Origin of the sequence: Rhodococcus sp. IEGM 1379 (genome assembly GCF_030056815.1) — a bacterium.
Taxonomy (GTDB): Bacteria; Actinomycetota; Actinomycetes; order Mycobacteriales; family Mycobacteriaceae; genus Rhodococcus_F.
In genome coordinates this window covers 185,036-206,793 of record NZ_JASHKR010000001.1, presented here as the reverse complement: position 1 = coordinate 206,793, position 21,758 = coordinate 185,036, and the positions used below count along the sequence as shown (strand labels likewise).

The 21,758-nt window shown below is 61.8% G+C and carries 17 protein-coding genes and 1 pseudogene; 1 reads left to right on the top strand and 17 read right to left on the bottom strand.

The window, feature by feature from the left end; genetic code table 11:
- The first annotated feature begins 14 nt into the window (after positions 1 to 14).
- Complete coding sequence (meaB, locus tag QM600_RS00875) at positions 15 to 1,034, top strand: methylmalonyl Co-A mutase-associated GTPase MeaB (RefSeq protein ID WP_283259594.1); 1,020 nt, start codon at positions 15 to 17, stop codon at positions 1,032 to 1,034.
- Positions 1,035 to 1,126: 92 nt separating this feature from the next.
- On the opposite strand, the gene QM600_RS00870 is transcribed toward meaB, so the two are convergent.
- The 17 genes and pseudogenes from QM600_RS00870 to QM600_RS00790 form a co-directional block, all read right to left on the bottom strand.
- Positions 1,127 to 2,041: a LuxR C-terminal-related transcriptional regulator gene (locus QM600_RS00870; RefSeq protein ID WP_283259593.1), complete on the bottom strand. Its 915-nt coding sequence runs from the start codon at positions 2,039 to 2,041 to the stop codon at positions 1,127 to 1,129.
- The gene (locus tag QM600_RS00865; protein ID WP_283259592.1) at positions 2,011 to 3,759 is read right to left on the bottom strand and encodes a hypothetical protein; all 1,749 of its coding nucleotides are present in this window, start codon (positions 3,757 to 3,759) and stop codon (positions 2,011 to 2,013) included. Before QM600_RS00865 ends, QM600_RS00870 begins: the two co-directional genes overlap by 31 nt.
- Before the next feature lie 160 nt (positions 3,760 to 3,919).
- On the bottom strand, positions 3,920 to 4,870 hold the full coding sequence (locus QM600_RS00860; protein ID WP_283259591.1) for a sulfite exporter TauE/SafE family protein: 951 nt from the start codon (positions 4,868 to 4,870) through the stop codon (positions 3,920 to 3,922).
- A 230-nt stretch (positions 4,871 to 5,100) separates the two neighbouring features.
- Complete coding sequence (locus QM600_RS00855; RefSeq protein ID WP_283259590.1) at positions 5,101 to 6,135, bottom strand: nucleoside hydrolase; 1,035 nt, start codon at positions 6,133 to 6,135, stop codon at positions 5,101 to 5,103.
- Positions 6,128 to 6,604, bottom strand: coding sequence for an OsmC family protein (locus QM600_RS00850; RefSeq protein WP_283259589.1), 477 nt, complete (start codon positions 6,602 to 6,604; stop codon positions 6,128 to 6,130). The genes QM600_RS00855 and QM600_RS00850 overlap by 8 nt, the downstream gene beginning before the upstream one ends.
- Positions 6,605 to 6,637: 33 nt before the next feature.
- The gene (locus tag QM600_RS00845) at positions 6,638 to 7,963 is read right to left on the bottom strand and encodes a hypothetical protein (protein ID WP_283259588.1); all 1,326 of its coding nucleotides are present in this window, start codon (positions 7,961 to 7,963) and stop codon (positions 6,638 to 6,640) included.
- A gap of 262 nt (positions 7,964 to 8,225) precedes the next feature.
- Complete coding sequence (locus QM600_RS00840; RefSeq protein WP_283259587.1) at positions 8,226 to 9,560, bottom strand: YncE family protein; 1,335 nt, start codon at positions 9,558 to 9,560, stop codon at positions 8,226 to 8,228.
- A 216-nt stretch (positions 9,561 to 9,776) separates the two neighbouring features.
- Complete coding sequence (locus QM600_RS00835; protein WP_502942833.1) at positions 9,777 to 10,577, bottom strand: metallophosphoesterase family protein; 801 nt, start codon at positions 10,575 to 10,577, stop codon at positions 9,777 to 9,779.
- Between the two features lie 116 nt (positions 10,578 to 10,693).
- On the bottom strand, positions 10,694 to 12,085 hold the full coding sequence (locus QM600_RS00830) for a CoA transferase (protein WP_283259585.1): 1,392 nt from the start codon (positions 12,083 to 12,085) through the stop codon (positions 10,694 to 10,696).
- A gap of 25 nt (positions 12,086 to 12,110) precedes the next feature.
- A complete protein-coding gene (locus tag QM600_RS00825) occupies positions 12,111 to 12,989 on the bottom strand; it encodes a 3-methyladenine DNA glycosylase (RefSeq protein ID WP_283259584.1) in 879 nt (292 codons plus the stop codon).
- Between the two features lie 3 nt (positions 12,990 to 12,992).
- Positions 12,993 to 14,081 (bottom strand): hemolysin family protein, encoded by a 1,089-nt coding sequence (locus tag QM600_RS00820; RefSeq protein ID WP_283259583.1) that lies wholly within the window; start codon positions 14,079 to 14,081, stop codon positions 12,993 to 12,995.
- On the bottom strand, positions 14,074 to 15,453 hold the full coding sequence (locus tag QM600_RS00815; RefSeq protein WP_283259582.1) for a hemolysin family protein: 1,380 nt from the start codon (positions 15,451 to 15,453) through the stop codon (positions 14,074 to 14,076). The genes QM600_RS00820 and QM600_RS00815 overlap by 8 nt, the downstream gene beginning before the upstream one ends.
- A 325-nt stretch (positions 15,454 to 15,778) precedes the next feature.
- Positions 15,779 to 17,215, bottom strand: coding sequence for a GMP reductase (guaB1, locus tag QM600_RS00810; protein WP_283259581.1), 1,437 nt, complete (start codon positions 17,213 to 17,215; stop codon positions 15,779 to 15,781).
- Positions 17,216 to 17,218: 3 nt separating this feature from the next.
- Positions 17,219 to 18,100, bottom strand: coding sequence for a DMT family transporter (locus QM600_RS00805; RefSeq protein ID WP_283259580.1), 882 nt, complete (start codon positions 18,098 to 18,100; stop codon positions 17,219 to 17,221).
- Positions 18,101 to 18,105: 5 nt separating this feature from the next.
- The gene (locus tag QM600_RS00800; RefSeq protein WP_283259579.1) at positions 18,106 to 19,614 is read right to left on the bottom strand and encodes a DEAD/DEAH box helicase; all 1,509 of its coding nucleotides are present in this window, start codon (positions 19,612 to 19,614) and stop codon (positions 18,106 to 18,108) included.
- A gap of 56 nt (positions 19,615 to 19,670) precedes the next feature.
- Positions 19,671 to 21,128 (bottom strand): NADP-dependent phosphogluconate dehydrogenase, encoded by a 1,458-nt coding sequence (gene gnd, locus QM600_RS00795; protein ID WP_283259578.1) that lies wholly within the window; start codon positions 21,126 to 21,128, stop codon positions 19,671 to 19,673.
- 238 nt (positions 21,129 to 21,366) lie between these two features.
- Positions 21,367 to 21,758: pseudogene (locus QM600_RS00790) on the bottom strand (DEAD/DEAH box helicase); the annotation flags it as partial.

Genomic DNA, 21,758 nt, shown 5'->3' with positions numbered 1-21,758 from the left:
GGGATTCACTGAAGATGGCACGTAGGCCCATCGACACGCCGACGCCAACGGCTAGGCCATCTGTGGACTCCCTCGCCGAGGCCGTGCGCGCAAATCAGCGCGCCGGCCTCGCTCGGGCGATCACCCTCGTCGAGTCCACTCGCGACGATCACCGGGCCCTGGCTCAGGAGCTTCTCCTGAAGTTGTTGCCCGAGGCCGGGGGAGCGCATCGCATCGGTATCACCGGTGTTCCGGGCGTCGGCAAATCGACATTCATCGACGCGCTCGGAATGTACTTGCTAGGCAAGGGACATCGCGTTGCGGTGTTGGCGGTCGATCCGTCGTCCACCCGCACCGGCGGTTCCATTCTCGGCGACAAGACGCGCATGGCTCGGCTTACCGTCGAACCGAACGCGTACATTCGGCCGTCACCCACGTCCGGAACCCTCGGCGGTGTCGCGAAGGCGACACGCGAGACCATCGTGTTGCTCGAAGCTGCCGGCTTCGACGTGATCCTGGTGGAGACGGTGGGCGTCGGCCAGTCCGAGGTCACCGTCGCAAACATGGTGGACTGCTTCACCTTCCTGACGCTCGCCCGCACCGGAGATCAGTTGCAGGGCATCAAGAAGGGTGTCCTCGAACTCGCCGATCTGGTGGCCGTCAACAAGGCCGACGGAAAGCATGAACGTGAAGCGAAGGGCGCGGCCCGCGAACTCGCCGGTGCACTACGACTGATCTACCCGCACGACGCAATCTGGAAACCGCCTGTCATCACGATGAGCGGCCTCGAGGGACTTGGTCTGGACGAGTTTTGGAGAACCGTCGTCAAGCATCGTGAGGTGCTCACCGAAGCCGGTCAGTTCGACGAGAAGCGTCGACAGCAACAAGTCGATTGGACGTGGACTATGGTCAACGACCAACTGCTGCGCAGACTTTCGAGTAACGAGCGGGTTCGGGCCATTCGCGCCGACGTCGAGGAGAGTGTGCGCGACGGATCCTTGACGGCAGCTCTGGCTGCTCAGCGGATTCTCGACGCATTCGACGGAAGCAACTAGACGCGTTCGTCAGAGCATAGACAGCGTGGTCGTTGTAATTCTCCGAGCTGGGGAATTACAGCGACCACGCTGCTTTGTTCTCGGGACCAACGTCAGATAAATCGCAGCGCATGCGCTTGTGCGATTGCTTCATCCCGATTGTGTGCGTCGAGTTTCTTGTATACCGAACGCAATTGCGACTTGACGGTGTTGGTGGATACGTGGAGTTTCTCGGACATCGCGGTGGAACTCATCCCGGCGGCAAGTAACAGAAGGACTTTGCGTTCACGTTCGGTCAGAGTGACGATGTGTACAGACTTCGGAAATACTTCCCGCGTAGCGGTTTTCAGGAATTCTGTGAGGGCGGGCGAATGCGTTGCCGCCGCCGATTCGAGGTTCTCGATGTCGAGCGCAGCGACGGTGGCGAACGAGCGCAGTAATCCGTTCTGATCTGCGATGGTGCAGGCTCTGGACCAGGCATCGACCGAATCCTGTTGTTCACCCAGTCCCCAGTGCGCAACTGCTTGAATCAGAAGGGACTCCATCTGAGCCCGCGGGTAGGGTTGACCGTCCCCGTTGTACTGATGGCACAACGCGATCGCGGATCGGTTCTGACCCATCCGTTGCCGAACGCGTGCGACGGAGACCAGGGTCCACGGACTGCTTCCGGGGTCGGTGATGTCGCCTGCCAGCGATGCTGCCATGTTTCCTTCCCCGAGGGCGAGAAGTAGATCCATCTCGGCGGACTGCATCAGTGGTTGGGCTATAGACGTGGGATTGCACTGTGCGCTGTGGGCAGCGACTGTTCTGCGTAGCAAGGACAATGCGGAGAACGCGTCATTGCAGCTGAGGGCGAACTGACTGCGCGCGTAGACGGTAAACGCCCAGAATTCGTCCGCATAGAGTGCGTCGTTCTCCGTGGGGTGCCCCAGTTCGGTCAGCGCCCCTTCGGCGCCCTCGAAATCGAGCGAATCAAGCGATGTCAAGGCGCAGGCAGTCAGTCCGGCAACCTTGACTTGGGACTGCATCCTGATCCCGATGTTCCGATGTTCCGATGTTCTTGCTCGAGATCAGACCATTGACGTGCGCGGCGCGGTTCACCCACTATGGCCCAGTTCAAGGCGGCAGTACCCGCAGCACTGCGAGCGACGTACTCAATTCGTTGTGATCTGGCGCCCCAGTAAGCCATCCGAGCCAGGCTGGTCGATTCGGCAAGCCGACCGTTCAACTGGAAGGTGATCGCCCATTGCGCCCGCATGGTGGAAATCTGGTCGCTGATGTCATGTCGATCGATTTCGGCGATGTTGCGGCTCAGTTCGATAAGACGGACAGTGAGTTCTGCTGCGCGATCGTATTCGCCGACATGAATGAGCATCACAGCTTGAATGCAACCGATGCTCAAAGCTGACACCGCGTCGGCACTCGCTCCGAGATCACGCAGCTCGTTTGATGATTCGGGTAGTGAGTCTCCGAAGGCCACCTGCTCATCGGGATGTTGCAGGTACAGATTGCGGGCGGCCCGGAAGCTCGAGTTCTTGTCGGTGGTGTCAATCGGAATCTGTTGGAAGGCAGAGAATACCAACTCGAGATTGTCCGCAATCATCGTTGGCCAGTGCTTGTCGAGGATGTCGACTGCGAGGGCCCAATCCTGTGCCTCGACCGCATAGTCGAGCGCGGACGCATGTGCCCCCGCGTGAAGTTGTGCGCGCGCGAGGTAAGACAATCGTCCAGCCAGGTTAGAGCCCTGAGTGGCATCCAGCCTAAGGATGGCTTGCCGGATCGGCGGTGCGAATCTCCAGGTTTCGGTGACCGCAGTGTCGACCGGCGACAGCACCCCGACGGCTTCGAGCGACAAGAGTCGATCGCGAATTTGTTCAGGGGAATCGGGGGATGTGAACAATCGCATCACTATATCGACGGTGAGTTCACGAGCCGGTGCCGTTGCGAGGACAAGATCGTACTGGTCCACCAGGTGCGCCTTGGCCGCGATAAATTCCTGGGTGTAGTGCTCGATTACCTGTCGTAGATTATGCCCGAGGAGATATTCGCGGCCGGCCAGTGCTGGAAGGTTCTTGAGTACTGATATTGCGCGGCGTATCAAGGCCGGTAGCCCGCCGGTAATCGAATGAATATGTTCGGTCTCGCCGGGAAGTAATTTTGCCCCGGACGCTTCGAGAACGCTGGTCGTATCCTCGAGTGTGTACAGAAGGTCGTGTGTGCTGATCGATTCTTGATCGATATCGAGCAGGTGAGGTTCGGAGAATACTCTGCGACCGGTCAACGTCACGATGAGATTGACATTTTCGCAATATTTGACGAGATCGACCAGGCTTTCGTCCAGCCTGCTATCGACCTTGTCAGGTCTGATCAGTACAAGAATTACCGGGCGTGGGGTGTCGCAGAGGACGCTGATTATCGCGGTATACGGATCCAATTCCGGATCGTCCGCACCATTCGGCAACACAACTCCAGCGTTCAGGAGCTTGTGTAGCGCGCCTCGCCAGTAGTCGTGGGAGGTCAGAGACGGAGCAGGCTCGGGGACCCAGACGACAATGCGCTCGGTCGCTTGAATTGTGCGCAACCAGGAGGCGACCAGTGTTGATTTTCCGTAACCGATCGGCGCGCGGATGATGGTCAGCGCGGCATGCTGATCGAGTTTCGTGAAGTGTGCTCGGTGGGGAATCGAATCGGGGTGCGTACGCCGATCAGGAATAGTCCACCATATGTGGCGGTCCTTACCGATCACCAGGACGAACTCCTTCTACCGGTAACGTTCGCTATATCGGGGTGGATTGTCCTTTACTACCGTTTGTACTCGGGATTGTATCTGGTTTGAATTGAGTTGGGCATTCAGAAACACCTCCGGGCCAGAACTGCCCCGGAGGTGTTTTTCGTGCGTGAGGTGACTATCGATTCTCGGGCTGGATCACAGGTTCGTTGATTTCTTTCTCGACGGCCAGCTCGATACCGGCGAACTCACCCTGCGCTTCGGCTGCCGTGAGCTTGGAACGCTGCCAGGCGTAGACCAGCAGCGCGACCCAGGCGCTGAGGATGGCCACGTACCCGGCGACCGTCACGGCGCCGGTGACCTCGAAAGACTTGAACAGCTTCTGCATATTGGTCAGCACGATCACGCCACCGACCGCGGTACCGAGCAAGGTCGCCGGTACCCGGCTGACCAGCCACGCTGCGAATGGCGCGGCAATTACTCCGCCGATCGCCAAACCAGCAACGACCAGGAGGTTTCCGGCAGATTCACGGCCCAATCCCACCAGGAACCCTAGGGAGGCGGCCGACGCGACCAGGAACTCCGACGCGCTGACCGAACCGATTACCGTCCGAGGAGCGGTCTTTCCGCGCGAGAGCAGTGTGCTGGTGGTGATGGGACCCCAACCGCCGCCACCGGAGGCGTCGATGAATCCGCCGAACAATCCGAGTGGCGACAGGAAGCGTGCAGTGTGCGGAGTGGTGCGCGCGTGAGCGGTAGCGGGAGGTCGCACCGAGAAGCGCAGTGCCACATAGACACCGATCGCGAGCAGGATGGTGGCCGTAATCGGTACGGCCGCTTCGGTGGACAGGCCGGACAACACTGTTGCACCGATGAAAGCGCCGACTGCGCCCGGAACGCCGAGCTTCGCGACCAACTTCCAGTCGATGTTCTTGAACTTCCAGTGTGAAAGCCCGGACGCCAAGGTGGTACCGACCTCGGCCAAATGCACTGCGGCACTAGCTTGCGCCGGACCGAGACCGCCGATCATCAGCAGCGTCGTGGCAGTGACACCGAAAGCCATGCCGAGAGCGCCGTCGACAAGTTGAGCGCCGGCACCGACAAGGGTGAACAACAGAAGGTTGAACATGAGGAAACGGACTCCGAGCGAAGTAGCGACAAAGTCAGGGGTGCAGGCAGCGAGAATCGCCGCTCAGCAACACGCCTGATCAAAGCATGCGCTACGACGAGTAGGCCAGAACGCCATCAATCCAAGCGCGAATGCCGGTGAGGCATCGTGGCTGGGAATCTGCACGTCGGGACCCTGATCTCTCGTTCGTTGGTTCTCTGTCCTTCGGAGCATAACCGCTGAAGACGTAGTCAACTCACAGCGCGGGCATACTTTCCCACACGGTGGACAAGTCGATCGAAGAATTCTGCCGGATCCGTGCTGACCGCAATATCCGCATTGGGGTCACGTTTCCAATGGCCCACCCAGTCGGCGACGGTGGTCCCGATCAGCAACGGGCTCTCGGTTTCGACATCCACGGTTGCCGGCTTCATTGTTGCCAACGACGGATCCAATGCGACGGCAGCGGCAAACGGATCGTGCATATGGGCGAGAAAGCCCTGGTCGTACTCCCGATGGAACTCCATGTAGAAGCGAATGGCATCGGAAGTATGCCGGATGACGCTGTTGGATGCTCTGCTACGGACGTCGGGACCGTCGTCGGGGGAGATGATCTCCTCTGGTGTGCTGCCCGCAGCCTCAGCGAGCCGACGCACATGCTCCGGGAACATCTCGATGGACTCGGTGACGTTGAGGCCGCAAATGATTGGACGTCGATGCGGTGGTACGACGGAAAACGCGTCGAAAACTTCCTTGGCTGCATGTGGATCGACGGAGACGTTCCATTCGGCTGTCGGCGTTGTATTTCCGGGGTAGTTGAATGACCCGCCCATGACGACCAGTCGTTTCAGCAGCTTCGGGAGGTCCGGTTCAACCCTGATCGCCAGGGCGAGATTGGTCAGCGGTCCGGTCACCAATCCGGTGATCTGACCCGGGTATTCGCGAACCAGATCCACCCAGAGTTCGGTGGCCGTCCGTACCGACAGTTCGCGCCCGGAATCGGGAAGGACCGCGTGACCGATGCCCTGAGGTCCGTGAGTTTCCTCGGTGGTGCGCAGCGGGATCACCAGGGGCACTGTGGCGCCCAGTGCAACCTCGATCTCGGGGGCTCCACAAAGCGCCAACCAGTTGAGGTTGTTGGCGGCGACCTGCTCTACGGGGACGTTCCCGGCAGTGCTGGCTATCCCCAGAATCTGAGCTTCGGGGCTGGCGAGGAGGTATAGGAGGGCAAGGGAGTCGTCGATTCCGGTATCGACGTCCACGATCAGTTTGTGTTGTTCATTCATTGCCGGCCGCCACGGTTGTCGGGGAGTTCAGGACCGGAAAGTTCACGGAACGAGCGATGAAACACTTGGCGTGGGCTGGTCCGTGAAGCGCCGCTGCCTTCTCGACCATCGACGAATCAGCCACCAAAACTGTTGGATGCAAGGTGACTTCGATGAACTGGCCGTCCCCGTCTGCCTCCTCGATCATGGTTCCGACGGGCTGATCGGTGTAATCGAGAACAACCACGCCGGCTTCGGCAGCAAGCCCGAGGTACCAGAGCATGTGGCACTGAGCGAGCGACGCGACCAGCAGTTCTTCGGGGTTCCAGCGTTCGGGGTCGCCGCGGAATGACGCATCGGAACTTCCGAGCAGTTCGGGCTTTCCATCTGCTGAGACGGAATGGTCACGTGAGTATGCCTGTGAGCTGGAGGTGCCGGTCCCCAGGTCGCCGGTCCACTGCAGATCCAGAGTGTAGGTATGCGACTTCACGGGTCTATCTTGCCTTGTGGCCTGAAGTTCGCGTCATGACCCGATGATGTCGTAACCGTCTGCCGATGAAAGTTCGATGGTGTCGAGTCCAGATACGTTGCCCACCACATGTACTGCATCGGAACCCTTCCCACTCGCACTGATGCCGCCTCCGACTTCCAGCCGGTTCACGAGTCCTTCGATCTCTACAGTGTTGACGCCGTCGCCACTGGTCTTGATGCGACCTCCGATCGTGATGTTGCCGACCTCGCCGCCGGATTTGATGCTCAGGCCGACTGCTTTGAGGACGACCTGAACTCCCTTGACCAGGCTGAGACCTTCACCGCCACTGGTTGTTACGTCACCGGACACCGACAGGGTTCCCAATGGCTTGCTGATCTGGATTCCTACTGACCCGTCGCCGGTGGTGGACACACCCGCGAAGTTCGCCTCACGGAGTGAACCGTCGTAGAGATTGAACCCGCGGGCGCCCTTGCCATTCGTTTGGATCGGTGCTTTCACGTCGAGTCGATCGATGTTTCCGAAGTTGACGAACCCAATGCCGCTCGGACCATTCGAGGTGACCGGTGCCGTGGCAGTCCAGGCCGCGACGTCACCCCAGTTATCGAGGACCATGTCGTTTTGCCCGTAGGTGGTAACCGGGCCGATGTTGGTGACCTGCTCGACGACGGCGCCCGAGATCACGAAGACGCCGCCGGAAATCAGGTCCGGAGTGGCCTCAGGGATGCCACCGTTGGTATGGATCTCACCGGTTCGTAGGTGCGATACCCGTAGTATTCCGCCGTTGGCCATACCGTCCCAATCCCCGTGTCCACCAACAAAGATTCCGCTACCCCGCACCGGCGTCGACTCAGTTCCGACACTCACGTCGAGTACTTCGGCGGTGATGATCACCGCGGGGTCGGGCTGTCGGTTCCAGATGGTCAGCGCACCCTGTAATGCTTCGACGCCGAATCCGTGCGGGCGTCGCGACCGCCCGCGTACGTCGGCGCGGTCGATGTGCAGTCCGTCGACCTGCACGTGGCCGGCGCGGACGGCGTCGTCGGCAAGAAGTAGCACCTGTCCGACCGTGCGGACGTTACGGAGCGTGAGCGTGCCCATGTCCTCGATGCTGGTGTCGTTGAGGATTGCGACCTCATCGTCCGCAGTCATCACGGTCATGCCGTCAAGGGTGTTGTCCGAGGTCACGCGGATACCCTTCGCGCCGAACTTCAGGACGCCACCTCGCAGCGTCACGCCGGGGGGAACGGTGATCATCGGAGAACCCGCGATCGTTCCTACGATGTGAATCTCCCTGGCGCCAGAAGCGAGTGCCTCAGCCAATTCACCTGCGTTGGTGACCTGCGTTGACGTGTTCATCGAAAATCCTCCCGGCCAGGAAAATGCTGGTTGCTGTCGATTCAGGACTACCACAGATAGGGGCGTGGGGTCGTTTGTCAGTGATTGCCGTTTCCGGAAGCTGGCGATCTGCCTGAATCGGGTCGAAGATCTGGGAAGAGTTGGCTGGGAGCAACTTCTACGCACGGGCGACGCCCGGCTGAGGTTTCCCGGCCGGGCGTCGCCTGTGTCGTACTGCAACCAGTGAATTGCTTTATGTGTGTGGTGGGTTAGTCCATCGTGGTCATGATCCGAAAATCGATCCGAGCGAGCCGAGGGACCCAGTCGACGGCGAGGCGGTTTCGGTGACCTCCATGTTTACCGACAGCGGATCGGAATCACCCACGCTGTTCGTAGCAGTTACCGAGAAGGTGAACCGTCCTGCCTTGGTAGGAGTTCCGGAGAGCACCCCGGCCTCGGTGAGTGTGAGCCCGTCCGGCAGTGTGCCGGTGGCGGTGACCGTCACCGGAGCTGTCCCGGTGACGGTGAAGGTGTGACTGTAGGGCTGGCCGAGGACACCGGCGGGCGGTGCGCCGGTCAGGGTCGGTGCGCGGTCGATCGCGATGACCGACACTGTGCCATCGTCGGCATTGGTGACGTAGGCGTGGTTCCCGTCGGGGGTGATCGCGACCGCTCGCGGGTTCCCGCCGACCGCGATATCGGTGATTTTGGTGTTGGTGGAGGTGTCGAGCACTGACACCGATCTGGTGTTGGCGTTGGTGATGTAAGCCTGTTTGCCGTCAGGGGTGATCGTGACCCCGCGCGGCTGTGTGCCGACAGGCACGGTGGTGGGAGTCGCTGTGGGGTTGGCGGTGTCGATCACCGATACCGTGGCGCTGTCGAAGTTGGTGACATAGGCGTAGGCGCCGTCGGGGGTGATTGCCACCCCTGCCGGACGCGAGCCGACCCCGACGGTGATGGCAGGGTTGGCGGGGTTGGCCGTCTCGATTACCGACACCGTATTGCTGCCGACGTTGGTGACGTAGGCGTGATTGCCGTCGGGGGTGATCGCCACCGCTTCCGGGGAGCTGCCGACCCAGACGGTGACGGGTGGGTTTGTGGGGTTGGCGGTGTCGATTACCGACACCGTATTGCTGCCCTGGTTGGTGACGTAGACGTAGGCGCCGTCGGGGGTGATCGCCACCCCGCGCGGATGCAAGCCGAACTGGATCAGGGCGGGAAGGTTGGTGGGGTGGGCGGTGTCGATCACCGACACCGTGCCGTTGGTCGCGCCGCTGCCCTGGTCGGTGACGTAGGCGTGTTTGCCGTCCCGGGTAATCGCCACTCCTTCGGGACCCTCGCCGATGGAGACGGTGGTGGGAGTCGCTGTGGGGTTGGCGGTGTCGATCACCGATACAGTGCCGTCGAGACTGTTGGTGACGTAGGCGTAGGCGCCGTCGGGGGTGATCGCCACTGCTTCCGGGGAGGTGCCGACAGGGATGGTGTTGACGACAGTGTCCGCGGCCGCGGTACCGACCGCGCCACCGATACTCATCGTGAGCGCGAGAGCAGCAGTACCGAGTACCGCGGCGGTCTTAGACCGTTGTTGGGATGGATGTGGCCGATCGAGAACAGTCACAGATGTGCGCCCTTCCGATGTCCGGGCCCCGTTGTCGGGGGTGCGGGGGCGGTCGCGGGGAGGCAACCACCGAATTGGAAGGTATCGGATATTTTGGTCGCGTGTGCCGGTTTAGTGTGGCCGGTTGTGGCCAATAGTGAATCTCTATTTTGGTGGCCGCAAGTGCCCCTTTGTGTGCTTGGGATGTGTGGACGCCCGTGCTGCCACTGGGAGCATCTATCCCACGATTCGGTGTCGCCCCAGATCGTCGAGGTTGATCACGACCATGTTGTTGTCGATCGGACCCTTGTCACGTCCGAGTCCGTCGACGACGGTCCGATAGTCGTTGCCCTCGAGGATTGCCTGGTAGCGGTGGTGGAAATGGCCATGCCAGAGGCGACGCGGTCGAACGCCGTCGACGATCTGCCTCAGTTTCGCCCGGTTCGCTTCGGAAGCGGACAGTTCTGCGTCCGGGAATCCGTACCGCGCTCGGTTCATCGCCGGCCCGGTAATACCGGCGGGGCAGTCGTGGCAGAACATCACGTCCGCGCCGCCGGCCCCGGCAATGTCTCGGACATCGTCGGCAGTCAAGACCTCCTGGGGCCACCACGCTTTACCCGGCATCCGGAGAATGCGGTCGATCGAGTACGCGCCACCGACTGCCAGACAACGTGTCTCGCCCCATGACCAACGGAACCCGCGGGGGAGATGAACGATGCGATCGCGTAGATACCGCAATCCATCCGGTGCGATGGGCTGTGCGAGTAACCAATCGAAATTCTCGTGGTTACCGTCGACAAATCCTAAGACAAGATCGTGTTCCTCGAGCGCGCCGTCGAGAGCATTCAGGTAGGACTCGGTGAAGGTGAACCCGAAATCTCCAAGGTGGACCACAACATCCGCATTGCGCTTGCGCGCGTGCGCTATTGCTTCCGTGCCGTATCGGGTATTCGCGTGCCAATCTCCCGCGATTGCCACACGCCTTGGTGGGCAAAGGAATTGGGATGCTGTCGATTCGCCAGAAGTGCTACCGCGCATGGCCAACCTCCCAACCGAGAACTTCGCCGTGTCACACGTGTGAGAAGCCATCAGCACTGATAGGCGCAATTGAAGGCCCGCCTCATCGACTGTCTTCACGATACGCCCGCGTCGGTCTACGGAGCAGAGGCGAACCAAGTCAGCTGATCAGTTCCCCACGCATGTGCCGGCGCCGGATAACCGTCGAATTCGGCGAGCGCCGGCCGGGCGGTTGTTACCTCACCGTGGGTGACGACGACGTCCTCTCCGGGTGCCGTGGGTGGAACGGGTTGGAGGTTTCGGCCCGGGGCATCGAGCAGTCGCGCCCCGGTTCGGGCCAAAGCTACGTCGACATCGCGTCCTTGGCCATCCTGGGCACGCAAGGTCAGTGCATCCACGATTCCCGCAGCGAGGAAGTATCCGGTCGCGTGATCGAGCGCCTGGGCGGGCAGCGCCCCGGGCTTGTCGACGCCTTCGAGGAACGAAATTCCCGACGCAGCCTGAACGATGGAGTCGAACCCTCGCCGATCCGCCCACGGTCCGTCCCATCCCCAGGCGCTGACGCGTCCGTGAACTAGGTGTGCGGGGAGTTCTTGCCCGATCAGGGATTCGATAGCGCCTGGTCGGTAGCCCGTGACCAGCACATCAGCACTCTCGAGAAGGTCCCGGAAAATTGCCAACCCGTCGGCACTCTTCAGATCGAGGACAGCTGAGCGCTTCCCTTGACCTGTGTCGAGGTGCTGCCATTCGATTTCGGGGATAGCCGGGGGATCGATGCGCAGTACGTCGGCGCCGAGAAGTGCAAGGGCACGTGTCGCGACCGGTCCGGCAATGACACGCGTGAGGTCGAGAACACGCATACGCGTCGGACGCTCCCGTGGCGCTCCAGCGCCCCTGGCGTGGATGGAGACAAGCGGCGCCGACCGCGCAGCCGCAGACTGCTCGCTCAATCGCCACTCGTTCTCGGTTCGCACACGGACTGCGATGGCCCCGTTCTCGGCAGCGGCCTGCTCGATCTCAATGGCGTCCATCGCGGATATGCGTTGTGCTACTTCCGCTTGAGAGGCACCCGGTGCGAGTTCGAGGATCGCGAGGAGGCGGTCGCGATGGTGCGGATAGTTTCCGTGGGTGCGTAGCCAGCCGTCACGGGCGGCAAAGAAGCCGGAGTATTGCGAGAACGCGTCAACTGGTTGACCGCCTATCCGCAGTAGTCGGTCGCTGGAGAAAGACGCGGCAATTCGCTGGGGATCGAGTTTCCAGCGGGTGCTCCCCGCGCCTGAGTGCACAAAACTTGCGTCAACTCGCGGATTTCCGCCGAAATCGTGAACTGGTGAACAATCACGCACAGTCGCGCGATCGATCGCCGAAGCATAGGCAGCCACTGAACCCGCGGCCAGATCGAACACGGGAAGGTGTGCCGACAGGTATCCGGCGGAATCAGGGCATTCGATAAACTCGCGCCGGTCGTGGACATGCAGTCCGACATCGCGCAGATACTCGTCCAGATAGAACCCGTACCCATGCTGCATATCGATCCTTCCGTCTGGCAGAGCGTTACATCTCGAGCAGAACCTGGCATTGCTCCGTCAGAGCAGCCCGCAGCGGTAAAGCCCGATCAGCCAACTGCTGTTGCTGACGAACGTACTCGGCGCGGCCCGTCGGTGTTTCGATCGCAATCGGGGAATACCCGTACTCGCTCAGATCGTAGGGGCTGGCACGCATGTCGAGTTCACGGGCTAAAAGTGCATGTTCGAAGCACTGCATCACCAGATCCGAATCGACCAACGGCAACAGTTTGAAGGCCCACTTGTACAGATCCATGCCGGCATGGAGGCAACCGGGCTGCTCGTAATCGATCTGCGTCTCGCGGACCAGCGTCAGGGAATTCTTGGGTGCAGCATCGGGTGTGAAGAACCGGAATGCGTCGAAGTGCGTGCATTTGAGCGGCAAGGACTCCACGACGGCGTCGGTACCGGCGAACCCGAGCCGAAGTGGAACTGCTTGGTGACGGATTGCTTCCTCACCCCCGCGATAGACCATCGCCCATTCGTGGAGGCCGAAGCAACCCAGAACAGCAGGGCGAGAAGCAGTTCGGCTCAGGAGATTCCCGACGAATTCGACGGTATTTCGTCGACGCTCCAACACGGACTCGCCGACTGTCGCACAGCCTGATTCATCGATCCGGTATCCGGAGTACTCGGCGTACGAGGAACCGTTTTCCAGAGCCACGCCGTAGCCGGGATGCCAACGTCGCAGTTGGGCCGGCTTGAAGTTGTAATACGTGAACAGAAAGTCGTGCACGGGGTGCGAGATTCCGGCGCTACGACGCGCTCGGTGCGGCCCGACAAGTTGCTCCACCTTCTCGACGTGGATCCCTTGCCGGGCCGTCCACTCGCTGTGTGCGAGTGCGAGTGTTGCCACCGAACGTGTCATGGGTCAGTTGTTCCGTTGTCCGGGAACAGCATCGGTTCCGCGGTGAGTGCCATCGCGAACTGTTCCGACGTACTCCTCGAGGAGATCTTCGAGGGCGACGATGCCGATGACAATGCCGTCGGCGTCCGTCACCGCACCGAGGTGCGAGCTTGCCCGGCGCAGTCCGGCCAGTGCTTCGGCCAGCGGGGTACTGAGCGGAACGATGGGCAGGGGACGGATATCCGACGTGGGAACGACGGTGTCCGGGCCGGCTGCTTCGTCGAGCACCTCGTCGAGCACGTCCTTGAGGTGAACGTATCCGGCGAGGGTGCCGTCGGTAGCCCTCACGGGGTACCGCGAGTAACCCGTCTCGATGACTGCCCTCTCGATGTCGCCCAGCGTGGTGCCGGACGGGGTCAGCGGGATGGTGCGCACCTTGCCGAGGGGAATGAGAACCTCGGAGACGGTGCGATCAGTCGATTCGAGGGCCTGCGTCAATCGCCGGTGCTCTTCGGCGTCGATGAGACCTTCGGATCGTGATTCGCCGATCATCGCGGACAACTCCACCGCTGAAACTGTGACGTCGAGTTCGTCTTTCGGTTCGACCCGCAGCAGCTTCAGTGTTCCGTTTGCACAGAGGTTGTAGAAGGAGATGAGCGGTCGAGCGATCTTGAGAAACGCCAGGTGCACCGGAATCAGCAACATCGCGGACTTCTCAGGTCCGGCCAAGGCGATGTTTTTCGGAACCATCTCACCGAGCAGGATGTGCAGAACAACCACCAGCGACAGAGCGATGGCAAACGAAATCGGATGCAGCAGACCGTCGGGCAGACCCATGGCTTCCATCGGCACCTCGAGGAGATGGGCGATGGCAGGCTCGGCGACCTTACCGAGCAGGATCGAACAGATCGTGATGCCCAACTGCGCAGCGGCAAGCATCAAGGACAGGTTCTCACCGGCTTTGATGACTGTCAGCGCGCGTTTCTTGCCCTGAGCGACCAACGCTTCGAGGCGGTCACGACGAGCTGAGATCAGCGCGAATTCCGCCGCGACAAAAAAGGCGTTGGCGGCCAACAGCACGACAGTGAGGAGAACGCCGAAGAGGTTATTCATCGTCGGACTCCTTCTTGTTGTCAGTGGATTCGGGTTCGACATCTCCCGGTACCGGGGTGATGGTCACGCGGTCGATACGTCGGCCGTCCATGCTGGTCACCCGCGCTATCCACTTCCCGCGATGATCACCGGAGGAATCGACGTCAGGCAATTCGACTTCGTCGCCTTCCTCGGGGATGCGCCCCAATTCGGTGAGCACCAAACCGCCGAGGGTGTCGTAGTCGCCTTCGGGTGCGGTATATCCGGTAGCCGAGTTGACCTCGTCGATACGCAGGAGTCCGGAGCAGGACCAGCCGTCGCCGGCGCGTCCCACGTCCAGTTCGGGTTCGTCGTGCTCGTCTCGCACATCGCCGACGATTTCCTCGATGAGGTCTTCCATGGTGACGATTCCGGCAGTTCCGCCGTACTCGTCCACCACGAGGGCTACCTGCATACCGTCGGAACGGATGCGTTCCATGACGGCGTCACCGTCGAGGCTCGACGGTACGACCGGAACCCGCTGGGCCAGGCTGTCGACTCGCGTCGTGCGACGACGGTCTGCCGGAACGGTGAATGCGTGCTTGATGTGGACGACACCGACAGTGTCGTCCAAGTCGCCGCGCACGACGGGGAACCGTGAGTAGCCGGTCCGTGACGCTGTCACGATCAGATCCGCGACGGTATCGGAGAGTTCCAACGATTCGATCTTCACTCGTGGAGTCATCAACTCTTCTGCGGTACGTTCACCGAACTGCAGTGACCGGTCCACGAGGAGCGCGGTTCCCTTGTCGATCGAACCGCGTTGCGCCGACGTCCGAACCAGCGAGCCGAGTTCCTGAGGCGACCGCGCCGAGCGCAGTTCTTCCGCAGGCTCGATGCCCATGCGGCGCACGATCCAGTTGGCGGCTCCGTTGAGTCCGTTGATCGCCCACCGGAAGATCAGTGAAAAACCGGCTTGCATTCCTGCAGTTGCACGTGCAGTGGGCATCGGCTTGGAGATCGCCAAGTTTTTGGGGACAAGCTCACCGAAAATCATCGAGAACGACGTGGCGAGGACCAGTGCGATCACCAATGATGTTGTGGAGGAAGCAGATTCACTCAGTCCGATTGCTTTCATCACCGGGGTGATGAAGCGGGCCAGAACAGGTTCGGCGAGGTAACCGGTAATGAGCGTGGTGATCGTGATGCCGAGTTGCGCGCCGGACAATTGGAACGAGAGCGTCTTGTGCGCGTGCTGAACCTGACGAGAACGACGATCGCCGTTACGCGCTGCTTCGTCGACAGTGCTGCGTTCGAGAGCAGTGAGGGAGAATTCTGCCGCCACGAAGAGGGCGGTGCCTGCAGTCAGGGCAACGAAGCCGAGCAGGCTGAGAATGGTGAAAACGATGTCCATGGGTCATCGCCACCTGAGGATTGAACGGCGGGGAAGTGAGCGGAGCGCGCCGGGTTTGTCTCCCGGCTCGCTAGAGGAGCCCTCCGAACCAGCGGAATCGGATGATTCCTCGGATATGACGACGGGTGTTGCGCCGGGTAAGTGTGTGGGTGCCTCGGGCACCGGGTTCCTCTCGTCGAGGCCGAAGATTTCTCGGCTCTAGCGGACTCGGTCGGGTCGCCATAGGGCTCCCGACCGAGTTTTCTTTATGTTTCCGAGTCCAATGATACCGGCGGGTGCTCCGGTATTGGGACCCGAGCACCCGCCGATCGGCATTACCTGCGTCTCACCAACCCGACGGAAGGGGGCGTCCCTCGGCAAAACCGGCGGCGGACTGCACTCCGAGCACAGCTTTCTCGTGCAGTTCCTCCAAAGAACGAGCGCCCGCGTATGTGCAGGTACTTCGAACACCGGAACAAATCTGGTCGATCAAATCCTCGACGCCCGGACGTTCCGGGTCTAGGCGCATCCGTGAACTCGAGATGCCTTCCTCGAACAGTCCCTTCCGGGCCCGGTCGAAGCCTGTTTCGGTGGCAGTGCGCGCAGCAACAGCGCGCTTGGACGCCATACCGAAACTTTCCTTGTAGGCGTTACCGGCCTGATCGACCTTGAGGTCGCCGGGGGACTCGTATGTTCCGGCGAACCACGAGCCGATCATGACGTTGGACGCGCCCGCAGCGAGTGCCAGTGCGACATCACGGGGATGACGTACACCGCCGTCGGCCCAGACATGCTTACCGAGCTCACGGGCCGCTGCGGCGCACTCGGCGACAGCTGAGAACTGCGGACGTCCGACGCCCGTCATCATGCGCGTCGTGCACATAGCGCCGGGTCCGACGCCGACCTTCACGATGTCTGCGCCGGCCGCGATGAGGTCGCGGGTTCCCTGCGCGGACACCACGTTTCCGGCAACCAGTGGCACACCCAGATCGAGGGCTTTGAGAGTGGTCAGCGCGTCGATCATGCGCTGCTGGTGACCGTGCGCGGTGTCGACGACGATGACGTCTGCTCCGGCGTCGACAAGCGCCTTGGCCTTTGCCCCGACATCGCCGTTGACACCGACCGCTGCCGCGACGCGCAATGCGCCGCGTGCGTCCACTGCGGGATCGTAGATTCCGGCACGAATGGCGCCGGTACGGGTCAAAACGCCGGCCAGGGTGCCGTCGTCGTTGACGATCACGGCCAGCGGATCGTGCTTGGCCTCGAGAAGCTCGAACACCTCGCGTGGCGTCGCAGTGACCGGTGCGGTCACGAAGTCGGTAATCGCCACGGCACGTAGGCGGGTGAAGCGGTCGACGTCCGCACACGCAACTTCGGTGACAACACCGAGCGGCTTGCCGTTCTCGACGACAATGACAGCCCCGTGAGCGCGTTTGGACAGCAACGCCAGCGCGTCGGAGACGGCGTCGTCAGGACTCAAGGTCACCGGGGTATCGGCAACCAGATGACGGCTCTTCACGAACGCCACAGTCTCGGCGACGGCTTCCGTCGGGATGTCCTGCGGAATGATCACGAGACCACCGCGACGTGCGACCGTTTCAGCCATTCTGCGGCCCGCAACAGCGGTCATGTTGGCGACGACGACAGGAATGGTGGTTCCCGATCCGTCGTTCGATGCGAGAGAAACATCGAAGCGGGACGTCACGTCGGTCCGGTTGGGGACGAGGAAGACGTCGTCGTAGGTCAGGTCATATGGCGGGCGTTGCCCTTCGAGGAACTGCACGCTTCACGAGACTACCGGCGATGGCGCAGTTACGCCGGGTGTTTCGCGGCCTTGCGACCGCGATAGCGCGATGGTCGTGAAGATCATGACCGCCACAGCGCACCCGATGAGGGCAATTCCCGGACCGTCGACACGGAGCCTCTCGTCAAGCACCGTCATCCCCAGAAAGATTGCCGCGATGGGCTCAGCGATCGTCAACGCCGGTAACGACGCAGACAGCGGGCCCACCTGGAAGGCTCGTTGCTGGAGGTAGACGCCGACGGCCCCGGATGCGATCAACGCCCAGGTCTGCCATGCGCTGAGGACTCCGACCAATCCGTGCCCGAGCAGATCGGTCACGTACTTGGTGAAGGCAACCGCAACGCCGAAGAAGATGCCTGCGGCCGCGCCCAGAAACAATGCACGCCAGCCGGCATCGAGTTTCGACAACCCGGCGATGGTAGCGACAACCGCAGCGCCCACCGTAAGCGCCAGCGGCGCAATCCAATCCGAGAAGGCAGCATTGCTGTTGCCTTCGGTGGGGTCACCGACAACCAAGAACACCGCCAACGCAATGGCCAGCATGACGGCACATGTCCACGCATAACGAGTGATCCGGATACCCGAGAACTTCGCGGACAATGGCAGTGCGAACAGCAGAGACGACACGATCAGCGGCTGTACCAATAACACCGAGCCGAGCGAGAGCGCCAATGCCTGCATGACGTACCCACCGCCGTCGCCGAGCAGGCCCGCCCACCACCGCGGACTCCGAATCAACGACGCGACCAACGCCTCGTCCTCCGCTACCGCCGACGCGGCCCGCTGTTGAGCCACCGACGCGCACGCGAACAGTAGTGCGGCAGCAAGAGCACAGATTATCGAGATCAGTGGTAGATCACCCATAGATCTCAGTGTGCGCGTTTGCCGCCAGCTTTTCCGGCAGTTGGGCGACCCGAGTTGGGCATGCCCGTTCCGCGGCGCGGTGTCAGGCCCTTGGATGCCAAACGCTCCGCCCGAGTGGGGACAGGCGTGCCGTCCGCACGGATCTTCTTCACACTCTTGGGATCGCTAACCCGTCGCGAAGGCGCGGCGCGCTTGTCGCCGTCCTTCTTCATACGTCCACCGACAGCGGTGCGGCCCGCAGCGTCATGTTCCTGGCGGCCACGCTTGGACGTCTGCTTGACCTCGACGGTGGTGTCCGGCGCTGCGACGGGAATGCCCGTCGGTTCCATCGCTCCGGTAATGCGAGTGAGCTCGAGATCATCCGGGCGCACGCGCACGCTGTGCACCTTCACACCCGCCGCTTTGGTGAGCTTCTCGACGGTTTCGCGTTCCTCGTCGGTGACGATGGTGACCACAACACCCGATTCACCGGCGCGTGCGGTGCGACCAGCACGGTGCAGGTAGTCCTTGGCCTCTGCCGGGGGATCGACGTGGACAACGAGGGTGACGTCGTCGACGTGGATGCCGCGGGCAGCGACATCGGTGGCAACCAGTACAGGCGTCGTGCCGTCGGAGAACGATGCGAGAGTCTTGGTTCGGTTGTTCTGCGTCTTACCGCCATGCAGAGATCCGGCAGACACACCGATCAAATGCAGCTGCTGAGCTAGACGATCCACACCGTGCTTGGTCTTGACGAACATGATGGTGCGCCCGGCACGCGAAGCGATATGTGCGACAACGGATCTCTTGTCCACCGGGTCCACGAACAGCAGGTGATGGTCCATCGTCGACACAGTGGCGACCGGGGGAGCCGTGGAATGCGACGCCGGATTGCGCAGGTAGCCGGCGACCAGATCGTCGACCTTGCCATCCAAGGTTGCCGAAAAGAGAAGGCGCTGACCATCTTTCGGAGTAGTATCGAGGATCTTCGCGACCTCGTCGATGAACCCCATGTCAGCCATGTGGTCGGCCTCGTCGATGGTGGTGATCACGACATCGTCGAGAAGTACCGACTTCTGCTCGACCAGATCGAGTAACCGTCCAGGAGTGGCAATCAGCAGATCGACACCGCGGGCAAGGATGTCGGCCTGACGCTTGATCGGGACGCCGCCCACCGCACTGGCTACGCGCAAACCGATCTCGGTTGCGGCGTCGTCGAGTGCTTTGTGAATCTGGATCGCAAGTTCGCGGGTGGGAGCGAGCACCAAACCGCGCGGACGATTCCGTTTGCTCGCTCCACCTTTGAGGCGAACCAGCATCGGAAGTCCGAAGGCCAAAGTCTTTCCGGAACCCGTCGCACCGCGTCCGAGGACGTCTCGGCCGGCAAGAACATCAGGGATGGTTGCCGCCTGGATGGGGAACGGAGCATCAATCCCGCTGCGGCGCAAAGCATGCACCATCACGGCGGGGATTCCGAGGTCGATGAACGAACGCCCGTCGGTAGAAGTGGGCGAGTCGATCGTCGATTCAGGCATTTACCCAGGGTACCCGGTAGGCAGAGTGAACTCTGCCTACCGGAACCCGATGTGAGTCAGGCCTCGATTTCGCTACGGTCACCGCTCCACAACGTGTGAAACTTGCCCGGCTTGTCGATGCGCTCGTAGGTGTGAGCGCCGAAGAAGTCACGCTGACCCTGAGTCAACGCGGCCGGCAGACGCTTCGCACGCAGACCGTCGTAGTACGAGAGCGACGACGCGAACGCCGGAACCGGGATACCGAGCATCGTCGCGGTGGCGACAACACGGCGCCAGCTGTCGATACCGGCCTCGATGGCTTCGCGGAAGTACGGAGCCAGAATCAAGCTCGGCAGCGCCGGATCCGTCTCGTAGGCATCCTTGATGCGGTTGAGGAACTGCGCACGAATGATGCAGCCGCCGCGCCAGATGGTTGCCAGGTCAGCAGGCTTGACGTCCCAGTTGTACTCGGCACTGCCGGCAGCGATCTGGTCGAAGCCCTGCGCGTACGCCACGATCTTCGACGCGTACAGCGCAGCCTGGATATCTGCCGCGAACTGCTCGGCATCAGACGGCCTGTCGCCGAGTGCACCGGAAGCCAGATCCAGAGCCTGAGCGGCAGCGCGCTGCGTGCGGCTACCCGAGAGTGCGCGAGCGAACACGGCCTCGGCGATACCGGTGACCGGCACGCCCAGATCCAGAGCGGACTTGACCGTCCAACGGCCCGTGCCCTTCTGCTCGGCAGCATCGACGATGACGTCGACCAACGGCTTGCCTGTCTCGGCGTCGACCTGACGCAGGACTTCGGCCGTGATCTCGATCAGGTACGACTCGAGCGTGCCCTTGTTCCACTCGGTGAAGACGTCGGCCACCTGGCCGGCGTCGTACCCCAGCGCGTCGCGGAAAAGGTTGTACGCCTCACCAATGAGCTGCATATCGGCGTACTCGATGCCGTTGTGCACCATCTTGACGAAGTGGCCACTGCCGTCGGGGCCGATGTGCGTGCAGCACGGGGTGCCGTCGACGTGAGCCGAGATGGATTCGAGAAGGGGGCCGAGAGCCTCGTAGGACTCCTTCGGGCCGCCCGGCATGATCGAGGGACCGTTGAGTGCGCCTTCTTCGCCACCGGAGATTCCAGCGCCGACGAAGTGCAGTCCGCGGGCACGGATCGCAGCCTCACGACGGATCGTGTCGGTGTACAGCGAGTTGCCGCCGTCGATGATGATGTCGCCGGGCTCCATCGCGTTCGCGAGCTCTTCGATGACAGCGTCCGTCGGATCGCCGGCCTTGACCATGATCAGCACGCGACGTGGCTTCTGCAGCGCGGCGACAAACTCTTCGATGGTTTCGGTACGCACGAAATCGCCCTCGGAACCATGATCGGCGATCAGCGCATCGGTCTTCGCGATGCTTCGGTTGTGCAGGGCAACGGTGTGTCCGTGGCGGGCGAAATTGCGGGCAATATTCGAACCCATGACGGCCAGGCCGGTGACGCCGATCTGAGCTCGGGGTGATTCGGTGCTAGTGGTTGACATGCTTACAGCTTTCCCTCTCGGTCCGCGGCTGTGAAATCCTGCGCCTCGCGCAGCGAAAAATTCTGTGGCTACGACGCGCGTGAACAACAGACCGTGCATACAAAGCACGGATGCAGATCACTTTATTGCAGTGACCTGCATCCGTCTCGATACAGCTTCCGGCGTGGCCGGAGTGTAATCAGTATTCACCCGCCGCGACGCGGCTTATTCAATTGATGAGCCGCAGCTCAGCGCGTGTTTAGCGCTGGTCGCGCTTCGGGCCGTCGAAGCCGTCGTAGCTACGACGATCGGTGCGGCTGCGGAAGCCACCGCCGCTGGTCGATGCAGCGCGGTCTCCGCTGTCGCGGTTGCCCTGGTATCCGCCCGAAGAGCGGTTGCCCTGGTAGCCGCCGGTGGAGGGGCGGCTGTCGCGGTTGCCCTGGTATCCACCGGAAGAACGCTCACCCTGGTAGCCACCTGTTGACGGACGGCTGTCGCGGTTGCCCTGGTAGCCGCCGCGGCTTTCGCCACCGTCACGGTTTCCCTGGTATCCACCGGAGGAACGGTTGCCCTGGTATCCGCCACCTTCGCGGTTTCCCTGGTAGCCGCCGGTGGAGGGGCGGCTGTCGCGGTTGCCCTGGTATCCACCGG

What these genes read in the sequence shown, in the direction of transcription:
- QM600_RS00805 (WP_283259580.1), bottom strand. Translation starts at nt 18,100, where the DNA reads ATGGGTGATCTACCACTGATCTCGATAATCTGTGCTCTTGCTGCCGCA.
- QM600_RS00825 (WP_283259584.1), bottom strand. Translation starts at nt 12,989, where the DNA reads ATGACACGTTCGGTGGCAACACTCGCACTCGCACACAGCGAGTGGACG.
- QM600_RS00860 (WP_283259591.1), bottom strand. Translation starts at nt 4,870, where the DNA reads ATGTTCAACCTTCTGTTGTTCACCCTTGTCGGTGCCGGCGCTCAACTT.
- meaB (WP_283259594.1), top strand. Translation starts at nt 15, where the DNA reads ATGGCACGTAGGCCCATCGACACGCCGACGCCAACGGCTAGGCCATCT.
- QM600_RS00820 (WP_283259583.1), bottom strand. Translation starts at nt 14,081, where the DNA reads ATGAATAACCTCTTCGGCGTTCTCCTCACTGTCGTGCTGTTGGCCGCC.
- QM600_RS00855 (WP_283259590.1), bottom strand. Translation starts at nt 6,135, where the DNA reads ATGAATGAACAACACAAACTGATCGTGGACGTCGATACCGGAATCGAC.
- QM600_RS00870 (WP_283259593.1), bottom strand. Translation starts at nt 2,041, where the DNA reads ATGCAGTCCCAAGTCAAGGTTGCCGGACTGACTGCCTGCGCCTTGACA.
- QM600_RS00800 (WP_283259579.1), bottom strand. Translation starts at nt 19,614, where the DNA reads ATGCCTGAATCGACGATCGACTCGCCCACTTCTACCGACGGGCGTTCG.
- QM600_RS00845 (WP_283259588.1), bottom strand. Translation starts at nt 7,963, where the DNA reads ATGAACACGTCAACGCAGGTCACCAACGCAGGTGAATTGGCTGAGGCA.
- QM600_RS00830 (WP_283259585.1), bottom strand. Translation starts at nt 12,085, where the DNA reads ATGCAGCATGGGTACGGGTTCTATCTGGACGAGTATCTGCGCGATGTC.
- gnd (WP_283259578.1), bottom strand. Translation starts at nt 21,128, where the DNA reads ATGTCAACCACTAGCACCGAATCACCCCGAGCTCAGATCGGCGTCACC.
- QM600_RS00835 (WP_502942833.1), bottom strand. Translation starts at nt 10,577, where the DNA reads ATGCGCGGTAGCACTTCTGGCGAATCGACAGCATCCCAATTCCTTTGC.
- QM600_RS00815 (WP_283259582.1), bottom strand. Translation starts at nt 15,453, where the DNA reads ATGGACATCGTTTTCACCATTCTCAGCCTGCTCGGCTTCGTTGCCCTG.